Below are 19,056 nucleotides of genomic sequence, written 5' to 3'. Positions count from 1 at the left end.
GAAATGTTTGACTTGCTCATTTTGCTTTTTTAATAGTGTGTGCTCACTCAAAATTTACGTTGGCGCTTTGTTTTGTTCAGTTTTCAAAGAGCAATTTCGTTATCGTTTCTCTCAAAGCGACTTCGTTAGTTTATCATGTTTAATCGCTTTTTGTCAACAACTTTTTTAAAATAATTTTCAACAGCTTGTTGAGCCGTTCAAGTTGCTGTCTTAGCGACAAGAAATAATATACCATGGGCAGAAAATGTTTGCAACATGTTTTTAAAAACTTTTTTAAAAAAGTTTTTCTTCTCTCTTTACTTCTATTGTAAACCTTTCTAAGCTTCCGTTTATTTGATTATCTTTGCCTCCAAATATATCGCATATTTAGTTGGGGTTTTAATATATATAGATTGATATCATTTTTATGAGGTGAAACGATGGACCTTTTATTGATTGCCTTACTCATTTCTTACATCATGGCACTTTATTTATTCTGTACGGCTTTTTATGAAGCCATTAAATTCAGTAAAGAAAAAGGGAAAGTCAACGGCACGACCTTCCTATTCAGTTTCATTTTTGCTTTGATTTTCACAAGAATCACCTATTTATTTTATCCCTATGAATAAAAGCAGTAAGTCGGATTCCCGGCTTACTGCTTTTATATGAGTCTATTTCATTACCACTTTATTTCTTTCTCTTTTTAGAAAAATCATCAGACCAGCCAATATTATGGCGCCTCCGAGAACTTGAGTCCATAGAATTGGCTCATTCAGGATAAAGTACGCAAGGATCGTCGCCCCAACAGGCTCCAATAATATCGCCATTGAAATGGTTGAAGCACTTAGCCATTTTAGTGACCAGTTGAATAACGAATGTCCTAATAAAGTCGGAAATATTGCAAGGAGAATGAAATATATCCAATCAGTAACGGGATAAGGTCCAATAGCCTCCCCCTTTACGAGAACATAGAAGAACAAGGTAACTGCACTCATGCTATACACGACAAATGTGTACGTTATAGAAGAAACACGTCTTACAACACTTTGACCAAATAATAAATATCCCGTTACTAACGCACAAGCTACAAGAGCTAGGATATCTCCCCAAAGTGCCAGACCGCTGATTCGAAAATCTCCCCAACTAATGATAAAACTTCCGGCAACCGCGATGACGCCACTCGCTATCGCTTTCAACGTGAACCTTTCTTTAAAAAAGAAATAAGCCCCGACAAAAGCGAACAGTGGCTGAAGTGTAACAAGTACGGTCGAGCTTGATACCGATGTGTAATTGAGCGATTCAAACCAAAGTATGAAATGGAAGGCAAGAAACACACCTGCCGCAATTGAAAACATCCAGTCCCTCTTCTTAATGAGCTTGAGCTCATGCCGGTACTTCATGAGAAAAACCGGAAACATTAAAAGAACGGTAAATAATAACCGATAAAAAGCAATGATTCCCGAAGGCGCTGATGCTAATTTGACCAGAATCGCCGAAAATGAAACCGTAACGACTCCTATAGCCAAGGCAAAATAGGGATTTATTTTTGGCTTATCTTGCATTCTCAATCCTCTTTCCCTGTGTAATTCCAAGTTTATAGTTTATTTTACTATGGTAGAATTACTAGGGATAGTTAATTTTAAGTGGGCAATAGTGAATAGGTTATTATTTCTTCTATCTTTTTCTTGGGAGCTGAACTATATGGAATGGATTTTCGAACCTCAATCTGAACTGCAAATACTTATGAAGTTAGGGATTTCAGCTGTCCTGGGATTAATCATTGGGTTAGAGAGGGAAATGAAACGGAAGCCAGTCGGATTGAAAACAAGTCTGGTCATTTCCATCGTCAGCTGTTTATTAACAATTGTCTCTTTGGAATCGGCCTATAAATTTCCAGGCAGTGACGATGTTAATATCACGATGGATCCCCTTCGACTTGCAGCGCAAATCGTATCAGGCGTTGGATTTATCGGGGCAGGCGTCATCCTTCGTCGTGACAATAACAGCATATCCGGTTTAACTACGGCTGCCATCATCTGGGGCGCAGCAGGAATTGGGATTGCCGTTGGGGCCGGTTTTTTCCTTGAGGCGATTGCCGGAGTCATTCTGTTAATCCTCAGCGTCGAATTAATTCCTTCCCTGGTCACCTGGTTAGGACCGAGAAAACTGAGGCAAAAGGAAATCTTCTTAAAACTAGAAATTAAGGGTAAAGATGATATCGCTACCGTCCTGAAGAAAATTAAAGAAGAAAAGATTTACATTAAAACACTTCGAATCAAAGATGTTGAAGCAGACCTACACCTATTAACATTAAAAGTGTTGGTCGACTATAAAGTAAAAACATCTGAAGTGTATTACACTGTCTCTAAATTCAGTGAAATATCAAGAGTAGAAATCGAGAATGGCTAAAGTACAAAACCCGTTTGAATCATACCAAACGGGTTTTCTTATTCTCATTACAATTAATGAAATTTATTATTGACTTTTCCCAGAAATCCGAATAGAATAATTATTGTAACATAACCCGGGGGCTTAGCTCAGCTGGGAGAGCGTTTGGCTGGCAGCCAAAAGGTCAGCGGTTCGATCCCGCTAGTCTCCATACTCCAAAACCTTTGCGTAGCAAGGGTTTTTTTTCTGTTTGTTTTTCCCGGTTTATGAATAGACCAATACAATTACACTGGTTATCGCGGAGTGGTCTTTTCACACTCCGCTTTTCTTTTTTCTACTTCATATAGTGATATCTCATCCGAACACACTTTAAAGCTAACTTCTATTCATCATTTTCTTTATCCTTCGTACAGCCGGTAGTAGAATGGCTTCTTGAAACTTCGTGATGCTCAGACCCAATAGGCCAAGTAGCATTAACGCGATAATCAAACCGAATATTAAGCTCAGTATTTCTCCAAGTTCTTTAAGCACAGCAACCATTTCATACGCCTCACTTTACCACCACTGTTATTTTATGTACCTTTCATCAAACTTGGACTTGACGGTTCTTTTCTTTTCCGTGACATTAACTGAACCCACCGATTGATTTGAGATAGTTTCATTATAACCAAATGTATAAAATTGGTCTAATTACCACCTTTAAATGATCTCCCCCTTCTTCTCCCCCACTCCATTTCTTTTCTCATAGTATGTGTTTACATTCCAGCTAATGACATCAAAAAAACTAGCTCAGTAACCCGAGCTAGTTTAATAGGGATATAAATGTTCCTATTCTTCATGTAAATTAAGAAATTTTCTCATCATCTTTTATATATTCATGCTCCCAGAAATCCGCATTTTTAATTCCCAAAGCTTTCGGGTCGAAAACGGGATCCAGTCCTTGTTTCTTTTGCTTCTCGTAATCTCGCAATGTAATGAGTGCCGGTTTTGCGAGAAGTAGAATGGCTGTGACATTGAGCCAGACCATGATTCCTAATCCGGCATCCCCTAATGCCCAAGCCAATTCCGCCGTACGGATCGTTCCATAAAAAGTAGCGGCAAGTATGATGATCTTTAAGACATGCATCGCCCATTTGCTGTTCCGGTTGCGCATGAGATAGGCAATGTTCGTTTCCGCGATATAATAGTAAGCCATGATAGTCGTAAAAGCGAAGAAGAACAGGGCTACAGCAACAAAACCTGCTCCAAATCCAGGAATTACACTATCAATGGCCGCTTGTGTATAACCCGGACCAGGTTCCACCTCTCCTAAGTTATTGACGATAGATGTTCCATCCTCTGCTTGTGTATTATACATACCTGTGAATAAAATCATGAATGCAGTAGCTGAACAAACAAATAACGTATCGATATAAACAGAAAACGCTTGTACAAGTCCTTGCTTGGCTGGATGGGATACTTCAGCCGCGGCTGCAGGATGAGGTCCCGTACCTTGCCCTGCCTCATTCGAATATACCCCACGTTTCACTCCCCAAGCGATTGCCATCCCGATCAACCCGCCAAATGCAGAGTCCAAACCAAAAGCACTCCTGAATATTAATGATAAAACAGCTGGTAATTCTGTAATGTTCATAAATATGATAATAACGGATAATAGAATATAACCGAGTGCCATAAACGGAACGATTAGCTGTGCTGCGTTAGCAATCCTCTTCACGCCACCGAATATGATGAACCCTAGTAAAAGAACAACCCCGATTCCCGTAATGACCGGATCAATGCCAAAAGCATTTTCCACTCCTGCCGCAATCGAATTAGACTGGACCCCCGGCATGAGAATCGCCATCGCGACAAGTGCCGCGACTGCAAAGAGAACGGCAAACCATTTCCACCCTATCCCTTTTTCAATATAATAGGCTGGACCACCCCGATATTGACCATCTTGTTTCACTTTATAGATTTGGGCTAAAGTAGACTCCACAAATGCACTCGATGCCCCGATAAAAGCAATGGCCCACATCCAAAAAACGGCACCCGGACCACCAAAAGCGATTGCAGTCGCTACACCCGCAATATTACCTGTCCCGACACGGCCGGAGAGGGCAATGGATAGGGCTTGGAACGAAGAGACCCCTGCTTCCGAACTCTTCCCCTGGAACATCAGTGTAATCATTTCTTTGATATGCCTAACTTGTAGAAAACGCGTCAAGACGGAAAATAACAATCCTACTCCCAATAAGATATAAATGACCGGCGAACTCCATAATACTCCATTTAAAGCATCTATGAATTCCTTCAATTAAGTTTCCCCCTCTTTATCAATTAGAATATTCAAAATTATATAACAACTAATCATTCTTCACAATATCTTTATGTAACATTTTCTTACATGTCTAGTTATTTGGGCATATTATGGAGGAGGAACCGTATTTCAAGCATAAAAAAAGAACCGCCAGCAATTCTCTGACGATTCTTCTTCCTTATCTCTATTATGAAACGGATGTAGCACCTTGTATTGCTTGTTCTAGTTCTTTTGTTCTTTTCACCGTAACGGATTCGTTCCAACCAAAATATTCAGCCATATATTTGATTACAGCTTCTTTATGCGTTTGAACCAAATCGATATCAAATAGTAGTGTTCCGGTTCTGCGGAAGAAGAAATCTACCGGAGTGGCAATCATTTCATGCTCTAATGCGTATTCCAATTGCAAAAATAACACTTGAGGCATGCCTGTCCGTTTTCCACCGTCTTTTTCATTGATGGCAATATTAAATAACGCCGGAGCATTAGATCCGTACATAGCCAAAACTTTTCTGGATTCTTCAACAGATAGTCCTGCATCCACACCCATTTGGATATGATTCTTAATATATTCAGGGAAGTTGCTCGATCCGCCTACATCCCCACCCGAAACACGGATTTTTTTTGTACTATGATCAGCAAACAGCTTGTTCTTGTCTTCCGAAAACTTCTTGGCCACAAGATCGACTGTCATTTTAGCCATCTTACGGTACCCGGTCAATTTCCCACCGGCAATCGTAATAAGGCCTGAATCGGACACCCAAATCTCATCTTTACGTGAAATTTCAGAAGGGTCCTTTCCTTCTTCAAGAATCAACGGTCTTACACCGGACCAAGTTGATTCGATATCGGCATCCGTAACCTTCACATCAGGGAACATGAAAGCTATCGCCTTTAAGATATAATCACGGTCTTCTTGTGTGACACCCGGATTTACCGGATCTCCCTCGAAGAAGGTATCCGTCGTTCCTACATAAGCTTTACCTGCACGCGGAATCGCAAAGACCATCCGTTTATCTGGCGTATCGAAATAAATAGCCTGTTTCAACGGGAATTTAGATTGGTCGATAACGACGTGAACACCTTTGGAAAGCTTGAGCGTTTTCCCTTTTTTCGAATTATCTTTCTCCCGAATTGAATCTACCCATGGTCCAGCGGCATTGACCACTTTTGTACCAAGGACTTCATATTCTTCATCTGAAAGCATGTCACGAACTTTGACACCTGTAACTTTGCCATCTTCATAGACCAAGTTTTCTACCTTAGTATAATTGATAGGAGTTGCGCCTTTATCAACAGCAGTCTTCATGACTTCAATCGTAAGACGTGCATCGTCGGTCCGGTATTCAACATAATACCCTCCACCTGTAAGTCCGTCTTTCTTTACAAGTGGTTCTTTCTGCAACGTTTCCTCCACAGAAAGCATTTGTCTCCGTTCGCTTCTCTTGACCCCTGCTAGGAAATCATAGACACGAAGACCGATAGATGTGCTGAATTTACCGAATGTACCACCTTTATGCATCGGAAGTAGCATCCATTCCGGCGTCGTTACGTGCGGGCCATTTTCAAAAACGATTTCTCTCTCTTTTCCAACCTCTGCAACCATTTTCACTTCCAGCTGCTTAAGGTAACGTAAGCCACCATGGACTAACTTGGTTGACCTACTTGAAGTTCCTGCAGCGAAGTCTTGCATTTCTACTAAAGCCACTTTCATTCCACGTACTGTAGCATCCACTGCAATACCTGCGCCTGTGATTCCCCCACCAATTACAACTAAATCAAATTTCTCTTTTTTTAATTTATCAATCGTTTCTTGTCTATATTTATTTGAAAACCTCATATCTAACTCCTCCTCTAGGTGTTATCTTGTTGGTTCTTCTTTAATAAGTTCATATTCTATTGTTTTCCCATTCTATATAGTTAATAACCATTTTGAGGATAAAAGTATAAAAAGAGACCACAAATGCACATCATCGATTTCCCGATAACGCATTCATGGTCTCTCCTGTTCTCCGGCCGAGTTATTAACTTGTATTCAGTATATCATAGTGTTGCTTAAATATGAAATGAAAGATTTACTATATTATTTAAAGACCATGGCAGCTTGAACCGCTTTTTTCCAGCCTTCGTATAATTTTTCACTTTCCTTCTCTTCCATGGAGTGTGTGAACGTTTTGCCTATTACCCACTGTTGCGAGATTTCCTCTTGGTCCTTCCAATAACCAACAGCAAGTCCTGCCAAGTATGCAGCACCAAGCGCTGTCGTTTCGTTCAGTACAGGTCTTTCAACCGGAACCTGTAATAGGTCGCTTTGGAATTGCATCAAGAAGTCGTTTTTCACGGCCCCTCCATCCACTCGCAATGTCTTCAAGGCGATGCCTGAATCTGCTTCCATTGCATCCAGGACATCTTTCGCTTGATAGGCCAAGGATTCAAGAGTGGCCCTGACAAAGTGCTCTTTAGTAGTCCCGCGAGTCAGTCCAAATACAGCACCGCGTACATCGCTGTCCCAGTATGGGGTTCCCAGTCCGACGAATGCTGGTACAACATACACACCTTCCGTACTGTCCACTCGTTTTGCATATGCCTCACTATCTTTGGCATCATTAAGCATCCGCATGCCATCACGCAACCACTGGATAGCAGAGCCGGCAACAAATATGCTGCCTTCCAGCGCATACTCCACCTTGCCATTCAATCCCCAGGCAAGGGTCGTCAATAGGCCGTGCTCGGACTCGACTGCTTTTTCACCCGTATTCATCAGCATGAAACAGCCTGTGCCGTACGTATTTTTAGCCATTCCCTCTTTAAAACAAGCTTGACCGAATAAAGCGGCTTGTTGGTCACCCGCCGCTCCGGCGATTGGAATCGACTGGCCAAAGAAATGGTATTCAATCGTGTTAGCGTACACTTCTGAAGATGGTCTTACTTCCGGTAGCATCGATTTAGGAACATCTAATATTTCCAAAATCTCTTCGTCCCACTCCAAATCATGGATGTTATACATTAACGTCCTCGAAGCATTGGAATAGTCCGTTACATGGGCTTTTCCTCCTGAAAGTTTCCAGATTAACCACGTATCGATTGTGCCGAATAACAGCTTGCCTTCCTCAGCTTTTTGACGTGCACCTTCCACATTATCAAGAATCCATTTCACCTTTGTGCCGGAAAAATAGGCATCTATTAACAATCCAGTTTTTTTACGGAACATATCACTATGGCCATTTTTTTTCAAATCTTCACAGATTTCGCTCGTTTGTCTAGACTGCCAAACGATTGCATTGTAAATTGGGACTGACGTTTCCTTATCCCAAACGACAGTCGTTTCACGCTGGTTAGTGATTCCTATTCCAGCAATTTGTTCTGGCTTAATTCCTGATTCCGATATCACGCTTGCAATGACGGCTAAAACCGATCCCCAAATTTCATTGGCATCATGCTCAACCCAGCCTGGTTTTGGGAAATGTTGTGTAAACTCCCTTTGGGCTACATGGACCAACTCGCCCTTTTCATTGAATAAAATTGCGCGTGTACTTGTTGTTCCTTGATCCAAAGATAAGATATATTTTTTCATAGTGTTTTCCCCCAACCCTTTAAATTAACTGGCTATTTTGCTTCTTTCTATTTCATGTGACTGTTTTTTGCCAAATACGTAGGCTAGTACTAATAATATCAGGCTTCCTGCCAAAACAGACCAAAATGCTATCGTAATTTCACCTAAGAAGAATGCTTTATAAAAGACGGCGCCAAGAGCTCCCCCTACAAGCGGGCCGACGACCGGTATCCATGAATATCCCCAGTTCGAATTTCCCTTACCTGGTATCGGCAAGAAGAAGTGTGCGATACGAGGACCCAAATCACGGGCAGGATTTATGGCATATCCCGTTGTCCCCCCTAGGGACATCCCAATCACCACAATCAACAAACCGACGGCAAATGGATTTAAACCTTCCGTGAATTTGTTGGCACCAATAAATAGTAAACCAAGAATAAGGACAAATGTACCAATCATTTCACTCATCAGATTGGAAAAAGTATGCGGGATGGCTGGTGAAGTAGCAAATACACCAAGCTTGGCACCCGGATCATCGGTACCTTTCCAATGTGGTAAATAATGCAAGAATACTAGTGTCGCTCCTATAATCGCACCAATCATTTGGCCTACAATATAACCTGGGACATCTGCCCAAGGAAATTCTCCAATGAGGGCAAACCCTACAGTAACAGCTGGATTTAAGTGGGCACCACTAATCGAGCCGACTGCGAAAACCCCCATTGTTACAGCAAGTCCCCAAGCTATCGTAACGACAATCCATCCGGCATCTTTAGCATAAGACCCCTTTAAGGAAGACCCCGCTCCAATACCTGCACCAAAAAGCACGATAATCATTGTACCTATTACTTCTCCCCAAAATGGCGACATATTAAAACCTCTTCCCTCTCTAGAATGAAATACACATTTAAAAATAAAAGGAGGCCCACAGCAGAACTACCCCCATAAAAATGGGGATTTTCCTTTGTGAGTCTCCTTATCTCCGTCACATCTATTAACTTGTATTGTAGTTTAATATACTAGGTTGTGAAAACGCTGTCAAACGTTTTTTCTATTTAAACATATTCCATAATTCGGTTTTAGAAGTCGTGATCGACGTTGCTCCCGCCTCTAGCGCATTAAGGACTTCATTTGAATTACGTATCAACCCGCCAGCCAAAATGGGCGTTTGTAAATGTTCTTTCACCTCTTTGATCATCCATGGCATGGCACCCGGCAATACCTCGATATAATCTGGCTGGGTTTTCTTTACCAGCTTATAGCTTTTCTCTAATGCATGGGAGTCTATCAAAAAAATCCGCTGAATGGCAACAACGCCTTTTTGCTTTGCTTTTAAAATCACGCTGGACTTTGTCGATATCAACCCATACGGATTGAACTCCTGGCAAATGAACTCAGTCGCATACTCGTCACTTTTAATTCCCTGAATCAAATCGACATGAAAAATCATTTTCTTGTTACGTTGCTTGGCCATCAGGCTTACATTTTTCAACTGTGATATATGTAAATCAAGAAAAACTCCTATCTCATAGGAACTCTCCAAGAATCTCTCAAAATCCTTCATGCTTGCCGAAGCAGGCAAAATCTTCTGATCCATCATATCCCCTCCTCGTAACGCTAACAAACACATCTTAAGCAGAACCTGTCGTAAAAATAATAGGTCTCTTACATCACCCTTAGATGAAAGCTACTATTAACATACCCATTTTACATAACCATTTAACATACCCATTTGCGAATACTAAGCATACAGAAAACCTAAATAAAGAGCTAATATTTAGGTTCATCCTCTTATTATTTTACATAGTTATAGAGACAATTTGATGTTCAGCGCCCCTTCAACCAGCTCAAACGATCTAATCTGGCCTACAGGCACTTTCTTCACAACATCCCACGAATTAAAATCAATCTTAATTCTCCGGTTATGATATTCAAAAAATGGAGGTCTGTTAAACAACTTATTATTGATGAATTTTATATCGAATGGCTTCATGTGAACAAGCTGAAACAGAATCGTTCTTTTATCACTCTGCACCGGTTTCAATGTAATCGTGAACGCGACCTTTTTCGTCAACATCAATTTCTTTATCTCTGTCGTCCCCCGTAACACGATATGCTCTGGAGTAATGTGGACATCGATATCTTTTTCACCTGTTTTCTTCTCTATCAATCCCGCAATCATCTTGGATGTAATCGGTATCGAAAAACCCTCCGTCGCAGCCTTAGTTATTTTATCTTTAAATTTATCAAACATGGTTTCCCTCCCCTTACCAAGAATCCGAAAACTCCGTTGAATCATCTTATTCAAGATTGAGTCTTGGCGGAACAACTTGTATATTGTCCCTATTCTTTTTCCCTTATTTTATCAATACCTCTCCTGATCTAACAGTTTGGTAAACCTTTTTGATTCCCTGACAATCTGCTTTTACGAACGCTTTCTTATATTAAATAAAACTGCCACTCAGGATGAGTGGCAGTTGCCTACTTACTTTCTCTTCTTCAACTCGACTAATTCACTGATTTTGTTTTGGAATAGACCTTCACGTTGGTTCCCTTTTTCAGTGACCCCACTTTTTTTGCCTTGATTGAGGCCTTTTCTCTTACATTCAAATTGCTTGCTGTCACAGTGGCACTTGAGGTACTCGCAGCGTTGGCTGTTGACGTGAACGGAAGTGCCAGACTACAAATGAAAATGATAGCGACCAATGCTTTGATGAATTTACTTACATTCATTTTAATATCCCCCTGATTTCTTTCTCTATATGACATAGGTATTTTATCATAGATGATTTCATGATTATGCTTTTTTGGTAAAAAATGTACGTTTTTTCAATATACTTGGTAACATTTTAGATATTAATTTTCCGAAATCACCTACAATATTTAAATTCTGGTAAAATTTAAATCATACAAAAAAATTCAGACTTTAGGATAGGAGATAATAGGATGTACAAACTCATTTCATTGCCCCTTACTCTCCTCTGCTTATTCGTACTTACTTCATGTTCGAGTGATGGATACCAGGATGCTATGGATAAGGGTATCGAAAAGCTAGGAGAACGGGATTACCATCAGGCAGCCATTCAATTCGAATTAGCCTTAAAGGAGAAAAACGGGGACGAGGATGCCTCTAGCTATCTTGAGCAGGCGAATCATATGGATGAGGCAGTCTCTGCTTATGAGGAAAAAGAGTATGGAGCTTCCCTTGAATCGCTAAACACGGTCCTTGCGAATAAGAGCACGTTGAAAACCTTGCAGACCGAAGCTGAAAAACTAAAAGATGACGTCCTTGCTGATCAGGAAATGACTTCTTCTTTTGAAGACACCATGAAGATGGTGAAAGAACTTATGGCAAAAGAGAACTACAGTTTAGCACGGAAGAAATTGCAGCTTTTAGAAAAAAGTCTGGAATCGAATGACTCACTATCCGACTATCAACCTGAACTGAATAAACTCACGAAACAAATAGACCTTGCCTCGAAAGACCAGGAAGTTGCACAACCTGAAGTAAAGAAAACCGTAGAAAAATCTGATAAGCAGCACGATACGTATCAACTATACGAAAACGGCCGCTACGGGTTTTCCATGTACTATCCCAAAGGCTTAAGAATGGATCCCCCTCCTACCAATGGGGATGGAGCCAGGTTCTATAATGAAGAATTTGAGATTACCGCTTATGCTAGCCATACGAATGTAATCAACGATGAAGAAACAATCGAAATGTATTATGAAGACGATTTGAAAAGCATCACTGAAGAAATCGCCTATCAGCGCATAACAGAAGATTGGTATGTCCTTTCCTACGAAGAAAACGGGAGAATCATCTATAAGAAATTCTACTTTAATGATCAGGTTGGCACGACCTTTATCATTACCTATCCCGCTAGTGAACAAGAGAAGTACGGTCCAATCACTTCTCATATTGCAGAAACCTTTGTTCCATCCGCCAACTCATAGTGATAACAGTGAAGCAAGTTGCCATGACCCGTCTAAACAACTGGACGGATCATGGCTTTTTCGTATTTTTTCTGCAACCGATGTCATGCTTCATTCGACTATATAGTAAAGGGGGGAAAAGTAGAAGAATGGATACGACCTATTTAGTAAAGCAAGCACGAAAAGGCAATGACGAGGCGTTTGAACAATTGATTGCCTCTGTCCGCAATAAACTATACCGAACTGCTTTTTCCTACGTTCGAAATGAGCAGGATGCACTGGATTTATATCAAGAAACCATTTACGAGGCTTATCTTTCTTTAAAAAAATTAAAAAAACCTGGACAATTCCAGAGTTGGATAACAAAAATCATAATATTTAAGTCGATTGATTTTATTAGAAAATCATCTAAACACTTTCTAGCAGCCGACGAACTGTTCGAGCAGTTAATGTCCGTTGAAGGATTTGATAATTTGGATCAATCACTTGATTTAACCAAAGCTTTTGAATCGCTGGACGTAACGTATAAAACGATGATTCTGTTGAGGTATTATCATGATCTTTCTATTAAGGAGATAGCGGAATTCATGGATTATCCCGAAGGAACCGTCAAATCCAATTTACATCGGGCAAAGCAAATCTTACGCCCCATTTTAAAGGAGGGTTATCTGCATGGATAAAGGGGACATCCGCCAGTCTATTGATGACATTTCCATCCCAGAGGAATTATTGAAACAAAGAGAAAAAACAGCCATTTATAAAGCGAAACGAACAAAACGCAAGAATATCAAGAGGCTTTCCAGCTTAATTGCCAGTGGATTGTGCATATCCGTACTTGGAACAGGTTTTCTATCCCCTGCTCTCGCGCAATCTTTATCACATATCCCTATTATTGGCCCAATCTATGCCCAATTCGATGACCTTGCTGCTGAAAAAATCGAACAGAACGCACTAGCAAGTACTATCGAAAAACATGATACCCATGATGGTGTAACAATGAACGTGAAGGAAGCCGTTTATGATGGTGGACGCTTAGTCGTAACCGTCGAATATAAAGGGGATTATTCCAAATTAGACCTAGGAAACGAAGCGAATCAGGGGTTTAGGTACATTACCATTAACGGAAGCGAGCCAAATATCGCTATAGGATCCTCAACATCTGATGACGTAAATTCCAATACGATTATTGAATCTCACCAATATACACTAGCTAATTATGATGAATATGGTGATTCCATTACTGTAGCTGTACATGGGGAAAATTTATTCGGAAGAAAAGGGAAATGGGATGTCTCGTTCCCTTTAGAAAAAGTAGAAGATAAGATTCCAACATTTACGCCAAATGCAAAAGTTCAAACCGAGGATCGTATCTATACATTATCCGTAGATCAAGTATCTTTTCTTCCACTATCCACAAGAATCGATATGACTTTGGATTATCCAACGGAAATGGACGAGAATGACTCATGGCCATCATTTCCTTATATCGTGACAGATGACCAAGGACATGTTTACAAAAATTTAGAACTCCAATATGGACACGTCAATGGGAGTGGACACAAAATTGTCTTAGCTCTTCCGCCTATGAGCACTATTCCTAAAACATTAACCATTCAGCCACACTATGATAACGGAGACCCAGGTACTCCTGATTATGGAGAAATTCTAGATTTAAAGGTTGAAGTCCCATTGAATTAGCCTACCTATCAAAAGAAGCAGCCAGAGCTAAACGCCTGACTGCTTCTTCTAGTGAGTCTCCTTTTATTCAAAATGCAGGGTATAGTCTTCTGCTTTAATCCATTTCAACTTCTTCGAGAAAACGTAAATCAGCACCAGGTTCAACACAATCGGAAGAATGAAGAAAATGATGACCATGATGGATATGTTACTGACAATCCACCCGCCTTCCGCCAGTTTCATGTAGTTCAAGGGACCGACCAATCCCGATAATCCAAATCCAGCACTATACGGGGTCCCTTGTATGTTTAACAAACCAGCCAACGCACCTAGTATCGCTGACGTGATCAGCATGGGAAACGCAATTTTCGGTTTCATGAAGAAATTCCGCATTTGGATTTTAGGAGAACCTAGCACATGCGCTAAAGCCGTTCCGAGTGAGTTCGCTTTGTAGCTTGCAATGGCTAGGCCAACACCAGCTGCCACGATTCCTAGGTTGGCCGCACCAGATCCTATACCTGAGAGCATAATGACCGTCGCCACCCCGACCGTTGAAATGGGAGATAAGATAATGAGACAGAAGATAACAGAAATAATGGCTCCCATCAAAATGGGTTGCAAGGACGTCACGTTAGCGATGCCGACTCCTAATAGTCCCGTAGCGGATTTTACGTATGGCAGAATTAAATATCCAATCATGCCTGGTACCAAGATACTTAAAGTCGGCATTAAAAGAATCGCATACGCCTTTAATTTGTCGCCAATTAATTGCAGGAACAATACGGTCAATGCCGCGGTAATACCAGTATTGATTACTATGCCAATCCCATTAAGGGCAAATAAACCGTCAGCCGTTTTCTGGATGGCACCACTTCCGACCATGGCCGCTATCCCGATGCTGGCCGTTTGAATGGATGATAGCTTGAACGAAATCCCGACCATCACCCCAATCATGACAGGTAACAAGCTCATCACGAAAACGGTGATATCGAATATATGCTGTAACACGGGAAAATATGGAATCAATAGTTTAAGTATTTCCCCTAATAAAGCATTCGGAATTAATGATACGACAATCCCTATGCTCATCCCCGTTAATAATTTACTGAAAAAATCTCTCATTTGAATATTCCCCTATCTCGCTATAATGTACACAATTATAAGAAATATTCTGACAATAGTCAAAGGATTTTTTTAATACTTCACCGCGAAAGTGTATAAAAGTATTTTAACTAAGAGAAACTCACTTTCTAATAACAATTATATTCAAAATTATCTGTTTTCTCTTGACCTTTATTAACACTACCTGTATAGTCGTAATTAATTGAATAGTTCATATTCTTATCCAGAGAGGTGGAGGGACTGGCCCTTTGATACCTCAGCAACAGACTTTACTGTACTGTGCTAATTCCAGAAGTGTAAAACTTGAAGATAAGAAGAGTAAATAAGCATAGCTGATTAAACCTCTTCTTTTTTTAAGAAGAGGTTTTTATATTTTAATAAGGAAAGTAGGAATCTATCATGTCCATCACTTTAACAAAAGCTCCTTTCAAAGCCGATCACGTAGGAAGTTTATTAAGACCAGAAAGTGTCCATCTTGCAAGAAAGCAATATAAAGAAGGAATCATTACCGCAGAACAATTACGCGAGGTTGAAACGAAGGAAATTAAACGTATCGTCGATAAGCAAATAGAAATCGGATTAGAGGCAGTCACTGACGGGGAATTCAGACGCACCTGGTGGCACTTTGACTTCTTGGAGCATTTAAATGGAATCGAAGGGTATGTCACGGAAAAAGGTCTTACCTTTGATGGAATTGAAACAGAACGTTATAACGTTCGGAATACTGGAAAGATTTCTTTTAATCCCGATCATCCCTTTATTAAAGACTTTATTGAGTTTAATGAAATCGTGGACGGACGGGCTGTTGCGAAACAAACCATCCCTAGTCCCAATCAATTATTTGCGGTAGGTATCCATAATGAAGAAATCTACCCTGACATCGAAGACTATGCAAAAGATATCATCAAAGCCTATCAAGACGCTTTACAAGCCTTTTATGATGCCGGTGTACGTTATTTACAATTAGATGATGTATACATAGCCAGACTTTCTGCTCCGGATTTCCAGTTCAAAGAAGGAAAATATACAAGAGAACAATTAATCGATTTAGCATTGCGTGTGATTAATGGTGCCTTGGAGGGAAAACCAGAGGATTTGGTTGTCACGACTCACCTTTGCCGTGGGAATTACCAATCTACTTGGGCTTTTGAAGGAAGCTATGCCCGTATTGCACCGACTCTATTAGCTAAAGAACATGTAGATGGATTCTTCTTGGAATACGATGATGATCGTTCAGGAGACTTTAAACCATTAGAATACATTCCAAATGGCGGTGTGCAAGTTGTTCTTGGCGTGGTTACTTCGAAGAATGGTGAACTTGAAGATAAAGAAGCCGTTAAATCACGTATTAAGGAAGCGGCACAATACGTGCCACATGAACAATTATGCTTAAGCCCACAATGTGGTTTCGCTTCCACTCATCTTGGCAACAAGCTAACGGAAGAGCAGCAATGGGAAAAATTGAAATTCGTTGTGGATGTCGCCAAAGAAATCTGGGAATAAACTGAAAAGGGACAAGCCACCGGCTTGTCCCTTTTATTCAACCACATTGACTATCTTCATCATTCTCTTTCTTCACTACTACATCATCCGTGACCTTATCCTGGAGCTTGTTCTTCAACGTCAGTTCTGCCGCTTTGCCATCGCTTGGCGACCCGTCGGAAAAGTACATCGGAAATAAGGAAAAGAACATGATATAAAAAGAAAAGTAAATGAATTGGTACCAGATGACCGACTTTTCCAAGATATTCTGATAGACCAAGCTATATATAACCAACATGCTAATTAGATTAAAGATGGCTCCCCCTAAATAAATCAACATATTAGTGAATTTATTATCATATTTTAAACCCTTGAATTCACAATGCCCATTCCAAAAGTAATATTTCCTTATTTCTACATTGAAAAAGGAAAATAACTTGTCTCCACATCCGATTAAGATTTTTTTCTCCGTACCTCCAAAAAGCGTCACAAAGAATAAATGCCCACCTAAATGAATCAGTGTGACAACCGGTAAGATTAGAAAAAATGAAAAGAGAAATTTGATGATATCAGACAGACCGAACATTCCAATCATCCTCCTTATTTGAGCTTGGTGTATTCATACAAGTCCTTATTCGAAGGATGATACTCTCTTACCCGGTGTAGATAAGTTATAACTAGTAAATATTCACATGTTTCCATGACCATTCCTTATAAAAGAAAATTTATCCATCCATAAAAAAACTGACAGGTAATCTGCCAGTCCATTATGCGCCCCCCATGAAATGATAAAAACATATTTCACATAAATAAAAACCGGATCATGCCTGTATCCATGATCCGGTTTATCAAAATAAGGTTTTCAGTCATACTTATGATCAAAGTCAAACTCCACTTCTTCAAGCTTAACGAATTTTGTTTTCTTGATCCATTTATAACCAAACCAAAGGCCAAGAAAAAGTGGGATGCCTAAGTAGGCCGCAACCACGCTCCCCCAGTCAATATGGTCCGAAAAGAATGCTTGGATATTTTGAGCTAAAATGACGATAAGACCGATTGAAATGGCAAATATCGTCCCAATTGGGAACCACAAAGCCTTATACGGCAGGCTATCTAATGAATGCCCTTGTAAAACATAAGCCTTACGGAACCGGTAATGGCTTATGGAAATACCTAGCCAGAAAATGAACCCTGTAATCCCTATTGCATTCATTAGCCATAGATAGACTGTCCCATCACCGAATATGGATGCCAAAAAGGCAAGCATCCCGATTGCACAGGTTAAGATCATTCCAGCTACAGGCACACCACGTTTGTTCAGTTTGGCAAATATACGTGGGGCCTGTCCCGCTTTCGCCATTGAATATAACATACGGGTAGATGCATAGAGACTAGAATTACCCGCTGATAGGACTGCTGTTAAGATAACGGCATTCATGAGGGAAGCCGCAAAGGCTACTCCCGCCTTTTCAAATATTAGTGTAAATGGGCTGACCATAACATTCTCACCTTGTAAACTTGCGTTGGTATAGGGAATAAGAAGTCCTATCACAAACATCGCCAATATGTAAAAAAGAAGGATTCTCCAGAATACGCTTTTTATGGCCTTAGGAATATTTTTTGCTGGGTCTTCACTTTCTCCAGCTGCCACACCAACGATTTCCGTCCCTTGAAAGGAAAATCCAGCCGCTATAAAAACGATGAATACTCCCATGAAACCACCCGGAAAAGGAGCATCGTCCACTGTAAAGTTTTTAAAGCCTACCGCTTCCCCTCCCATAATGCCCACTATCATAAGGAGGCCAACAATGAGAAAAATGACAATGGCCGTTACCTTTATGAACGAAAACCAGTATTCCCCTTCACCATATCCTTTCACAGATAAATAGTTTAATAGAAAAATAAGAACTAAAAATGAGACACTCCATAATAGCGATGGACTATCCGGAAACCAAAATTTCATGATGATCGTTGAGGCGGCTAATTCAGCCGCTATGGTCATGGACCAGTTAAACCAGTATGTCCAACCCAAAGCGAAACCAAAAGCCGGATCAACGAACTTGGTTCCATATGTACTAAATGATCCACTCGTTGGCATGAAGGCCGCTAACTCGCCTAGGCTTGTCATGACAAAGTACACCATGGCACCGACTAATGCATAAGCAAGCAATGCACCACCTGGACCTGCGGTATGTATAGCCGCCCCACTGCTTAGAAACAATCCTGTACCAATAGCGCCTCCAATAGAAATCATCGTTAAGTGACGAGATTTCAAGCTTCTGTTTAACTTTTGTTCTTCTTGTGTGTGCTCAATTGAATACTCGAAAGTTTCCTCTTCACGTTTTACTAGCATTTTCTCATCTCCTTTTGCATAAGCGTTAACATTCAGAAAATTCCTATTTCACAAATTATACTACTATAAAGTCACTCATCAAATAGGTTGATTTTACTTTCCTTCGAATTACCCTTATATTAGTAAGCAATTTTCATGCCATTATAAAAAATGTCTCCTCTTCTCGAAAAAAAATCATTTTTCGACAAAACCCATTGCACTTTCCGCCATAATTCTTTGCATCCCATGCCATTCCTTTTTGCAGTCATTCTCTTTGCACTTTAT

The 19,056-nt window shown here is 40.3% G+C and carries 18 protein-coding genes, 1 tRNA gene and 1 riboswitch; of the genes, 7 read left to right on the top strand and 12 right to left on the bottom strand.

Going from position 1 to position 19,056, the window contains the following annotated elements:
* Positions 1-419: 419 nt before the first annotated feature.
* Positions 420-608 carry a hypothetical protein gene (locus tag ACIQXN_RS06180; protein ID WP_402963288.1) on the top strand — a complete coding sequence of 63 codons (189 nt, stop codon included), beginning with the start codon at positions 420-422 and terminating at the stop codon, positions 606-608.
* Positions 609-650: 42 nt separating this feature from the next.
* Here ACIQXN_RS06180 and ACIQXN_RS06175 read toward each other — a convergent pair whose 3' ends face one another.
* Positions 651-1,541 (bottom strand): DMT family transporter, encoded by an 891-nt coding sequence (locus ACIQXN_RS06175; protein ID WP_402963285.1) that lies wholly within the window; start codon positions 1,539-1,541, stop codon positions 651-653.
* A 139-nt stretch (positions 1,542-1,680) separates the two neighbouring features.
* Between ACIQXN_RS06175 and ACIQXN_RS06170 the strand changes: the two genes are divergently transcribed.
* Together ACIQXN_RS06170 and ACIQXN_RS06165 are read left to right on the top strand one after the other, a co-directional pair.
* The gene (locus ACIQXN_RS06170) at positions 1,681-2,388 is read left to right on the top strand and encodes an MgtC/SapB family protein (protein ID WP_402963282.1); all 708 of its coding nucleotides are present in this window, start codon (positions 1,681-1,683) and stop codon (positions 2,386-2,388) included.
* Between the two features lie 117 nt (positions 2,389-2,505).
* Positions 2,506-2,578: transfer RNA gene (locus ACIQXN_RS06165), tRNA-Ala, on the top strand.
* A gap of 164 nt (positions 2,579-2,742) precedes the next feature.
* On the opposite strand, the gene ACIQXN_RS06160 is transcribed toward ACIQXN_RS06165, so the two are convergent.
* From ACIQXN_RS06160 to ACIQXN_RS06125, 8 genes are all read right to left on the bottom strand, one after another.
* The gene (locus tag ACIQXN_RS06160) at positions 2,743-2,907 is read right to left on the bottom strand and encodes a hypothetical protein (RefSeq protein WP_402963279.1); all 165 of its coding nucleotides are present in this window, start codon (positions 2,905-2,907) and stop codon (positions 2,743-2,745) included.
* Between the two features lie 304 nt (positions 2,908-3,211).
* Positions 3,212-4,666 (bottom strand): alanine/glycine:cation symporter family protein, encoded by a 1,455-nt coding sequence (locus ACIQXN_RS06155; RefSeq protein WP_402963276.1) that lies wholly within the window; start codon positions 4,664-4,666, stop codon positions 3,212-3,214.
* Positions 4,667-4,856: 190 nt separating this feature from the next.
* Positions 4,857-6,509, bottom strand: coding sequence for a glycerol-3-phosphate dehydrogenase/oxidase (locus ACIQXN_RS06150; RefSeq protein WP_402963273.1), 1,653 nt, complete (start codon positions 6,507-6,509; stop codon positions 4,857-4,859).
* Positions 6,510-6,752: 243 nt separating this feature from the next.
* Positions 6,753-8,243: a glycerol kinase GlpK gene (gene glpK, locus ACIQXN_RS06145; RefSeq protein WP_402963270.1), complete on the bottom strand. Its 1,491-nt coding sequence runs from the start codon at positions 8,241-8,243 to the stop codon at positions 6,753-6,755.
* A gap of 24 nt (positions 8,244-8,267) precedes the next feature.
* Positions 8,268-9,092, bottom strand: a complete 825-nt coding sequence (locus tag ACIQXN_RS06140) for an MIP/aquaporin family protein (RefSeq protein WP_402963267.1) — start codon at positions 9,090-9,092, stop codon at positions 8,268-8,270.
* Positions 9,093-9,273: 181 nt separating this feature from the next.
* Positions 9,274-9,819, bottom strand: coding sequence for a glycerol-3-phosphate responsive antiterminator (locus ACIQXN_RS06135; protein WP_402963264.1), 546 nt, complete (start codon positions 9,817-9,819; stop codon positions 9,274-9,276).
* Positions 9,820-10,029: 210 nt separating this feature from the next.
* Entirely contained in the window at positions 10,030-10,476 is a 447-nt protein-coding gene (locus tag ACIQXN_RS06130) for a hypothetical protein (protein WP_402963261.1), read from the bottom strand.
* Between the two features lie 254 nt (positions 10,477-10,730).
* A complete protein-coding gene (locus tag ACIQXN_RS06125; protein WP_402963258.1) occupies positions 10,731-10,955 on the bottom strand; it encodes an SH3 domain-containing protein in 225 nt (74 codons plus the stop codon).
* 213 nt (positions 10,956-11,168) lie between these two features.
* Between ACIQXN_RS06125 and ACIQXN_RS06120 the strand changes: the two genes are divergently transcribed.
* The 3 genes from ACIQXN_RS06120 (at position 11,169) to ACIQXN_RS06110 (ending at position 13,856) form a co-directional block, all read left to right on the top strand.
* Positions 11,169-12,179: an outer membrane protein assembly factor BamD gene (locus tag ACIQXN_RS06120; RefSeq protein WP_402963255.1), complete on the top strand. Its 1,011-nt coding sequence runs from the start codon at positions 11,169-11,171 to the stop codon at positions 12,177-12,179.
* A 128-nt stretch (positions 12,180-12,307) separates the two neighbouring features.
* Complete coding sequence (locus tag ACIQXN_RS06115; protein ID WP_402963252.1) at positions 12,308-12,838, top strand: sigma-70 family RNA polymerase sigma factor; 531 nt, start codon at positions 12,308-12,310, stop codon at positions 12,836-12,838.
* Entirely contained in the window at positions 12,831-13,856 is a 1,026-nt protein-coding gene (locus tag ACIQXN_RS06110) for a DUF4179 domain-containing protein (protein ID WP_402963249.1), read from the top strand. The genes ACIQXN_RS06115 and ACIQXN_RS06110 overlap by 8 nt, the downstream gene beginning before the upstream one ends.
* A gap of 63 nt (positions 13,857-13,919) precedes the next feature.
* On the opposite strand, the gene ACIQXN_RS06105 is transcribed toward ACIQXN_RS06110, so the two are convergent.
* Positions 13,920-14,957 carry a PTS sugar transporter subunit IIC gene (locus tag ACIQXN_RS06105; RefSeq protein WP_402963246.1) on the bottom strand — a complete coding sequence of 346 codons (1,038 nt, stop codon included), beginning with the start codon at positions 14,955-14,957 and terminating at the stop codon, positions 13,920-13,922.
* Between the two features lie 216 nt (positions 14,958-15,173).
* A riboswitch (SAM riboswitch) is annotated at positions 15,174-15,273 on the top strand.
* A gap of 83 nt (positions 15,274-15,356) precedes the next feature.
* Between ACIQXN_RS06105 and ACIQXN_RS06100 the strand changes: the two genes are divergently transcribed.
* Complete coding sequence (locus ACIQXN_RS06100; RefSeq protein WP_402963243.1) at positions 15,357-16,460, top strand: 5-methyltetrahydropteroyltriglutamate--homocysteine S-methyltransferase; 1,104 nt, start codon at positions 15,357-15,359, stop codon at positions 16,458-16,460.
* A gap of 37 nt (positions 16,461-16,497) precedes the next feature.
* On the opposite strand, the gene ACIQXN_RS06095 is transcribed toward ACIQXN_RS06100, so the two are convergent.
* Both ACIQXN_RS06095 and ACIQXN_RS06090 read right to left on the bottom strand, forming a co-directional pair.
* Positions 16,498-17,025, bottom strand: coding sequence for a hypothetical protein (locus ACIQXN_RS06095; RefSeq protein ID WP_402963240.1), 528 nt, complete (start codon positions 17,023-17,025; stop codon positions 16,498-16,500).
* A gap of 276 nt (positions 17,026-17,301) precedes the next feature.
* Entirely contained in the window at positions 17,302-18,693 is a 1,392-nt protein-coding gene (locus tag ACIQXN_RS06090; RefSeq protein ID WP_402963367.1) for an amino acid permease, read from the bottom strand.
* Between the last annotated feature and the right edge of the window lie 363 nt (positions 18,694-19,056).

Source organism: Peribacillus sp. NPDC097295 (genome assembly GCF_044761665.1).
Taxonomy (GTDB): domain Bacteria; phylum Bacillota; class Bacilli; order Bacillales; family DSM-1321; genus Peribacillus.
The sequence above is the reverse complement of the archived record's forward strand: the minus strand, read 5'-3'. Positions and strand labels throughout refer to the sequence as shown.

Bases quoted from the DNA above. Each gene is read 5' to 3' on its own strand.
- ACIQXN_RS06180 (WP_402963288.1), top strand. From the start codon at position 420: ATGGACCTTTTATTGATTGCCTTACTCATTTCTTACATCATGGCACTT.
- ACIQXN_RS06175 (WP_402963285.1), bottom strand. From the start codon at position 1,541: ATGCAAGATAAGCCAAAAATAAATCCCTATTTTGCCTTGGCTATAGGA.
- ACIQXN_RS06170 (WP_402963282.1), top strand. From the start codon at position 1,681: ATGGAATGGATTTTCGAACCTCAATCTGAACTGCAAATACTTATGAAG.
- ACIQXN_RS06160 (WP_402963279.1), bottom strand. From the start codon at position 2,907: ATGGTTGCTGTGCTTAAAGAACTTGGAGAAATACTGAGCTTAATATTC.
- ACIQXN_RS06150 (WP_402963273.1), bottom strand. From the start codon at position 6,509: ATGAGGTTTTCAAATAAATATAGACAAGAAACGATTGATAAATTAAAA.
- glpK (WP_402963270.1), bottom strand. From the start codon at position 8,243: ATGAAAAAATATATCTTATCTTTGGATCAAGGAACAACAAGTACACGC.
- ACIQXN_RS06140 (WP_402963267.1), bottom strand. From the start codon at position 9,092: ATGTCGCCATTTTGGGGAGAAGTAATAGGTACAATGATTATCGTGCTT.
- ACIQXN_RS06135 (WP_402963264.1), bottom strand. From the start codon at position 9,819: ATGGATCAGAAGATTTTGCCTGCTTCGGCAAGCATGAAGGATTTTGAG.
- ACIQXN_RS06130 (WP_402963261.1), bottom strand. From the start codon at position 10,476: ATGTTTGATAAATTTAAAGATAAAATAACTAAGGCTGCGACGGAGGGT.
- ACIQXN_RS06125 (WP_402963258.1), bottom strand. From the start codon at position 10,955: ATGAATGTAAGTAAATTCATCAAAGCATTGGTCGCTATCATTTTCATT.
- ACIQXN_RS06120 (WP_402963255.1), top strand. From the start codon at position 11,169: ATGTACAAACTCATTTCATTGCCCCTTACTCTCCTCTGCTTATTCGTA.
- ACIQXN_RS06115 (WP_402963252.1), top strand. From the start codon at position 12,308: ATGGATACGACCTATTTAGTAAAGCAAGCACGAAAAGGCAATGACGAG.
- ACIQXN_RS06110 (WP_402963249.1), top strand. From the start codon at position 12,831: ATGGATAAAGGGGACATCCGCCAGTCTATTGATGACATTTCCATCCCA.
- ACIQXN_RS06105 (WP_402963246.1), bottom strand. From the start codon at position 14,957: ATGAGAGATTTTTTCAGTAAATTATTAACGGGGATGAGCATAGGGATT.
- ACIQXN_RS06100 (WP_402963243.1), top strand. From the start codon at position 15,357: ATGTCCATCACTTTAACAAAAGCTCCTTTCAAAGCCGATCACGTAGGA.
- ACIQXN_RS06095 (WP_402963240.1), bottom strand. From the start codon at position 17,025: ATGTTCGGTCTGTCTGATATCATCAAATTTCTCTTTTCATTTTTTCTA.
- ACIQXN_RS06090 (WP_402963367.1), bottom strand. From the start codon at position 18,693: ATGATTTCTATTGGAGGCGCTATTGGTACAGGATTGTTTCTAAGCAGT.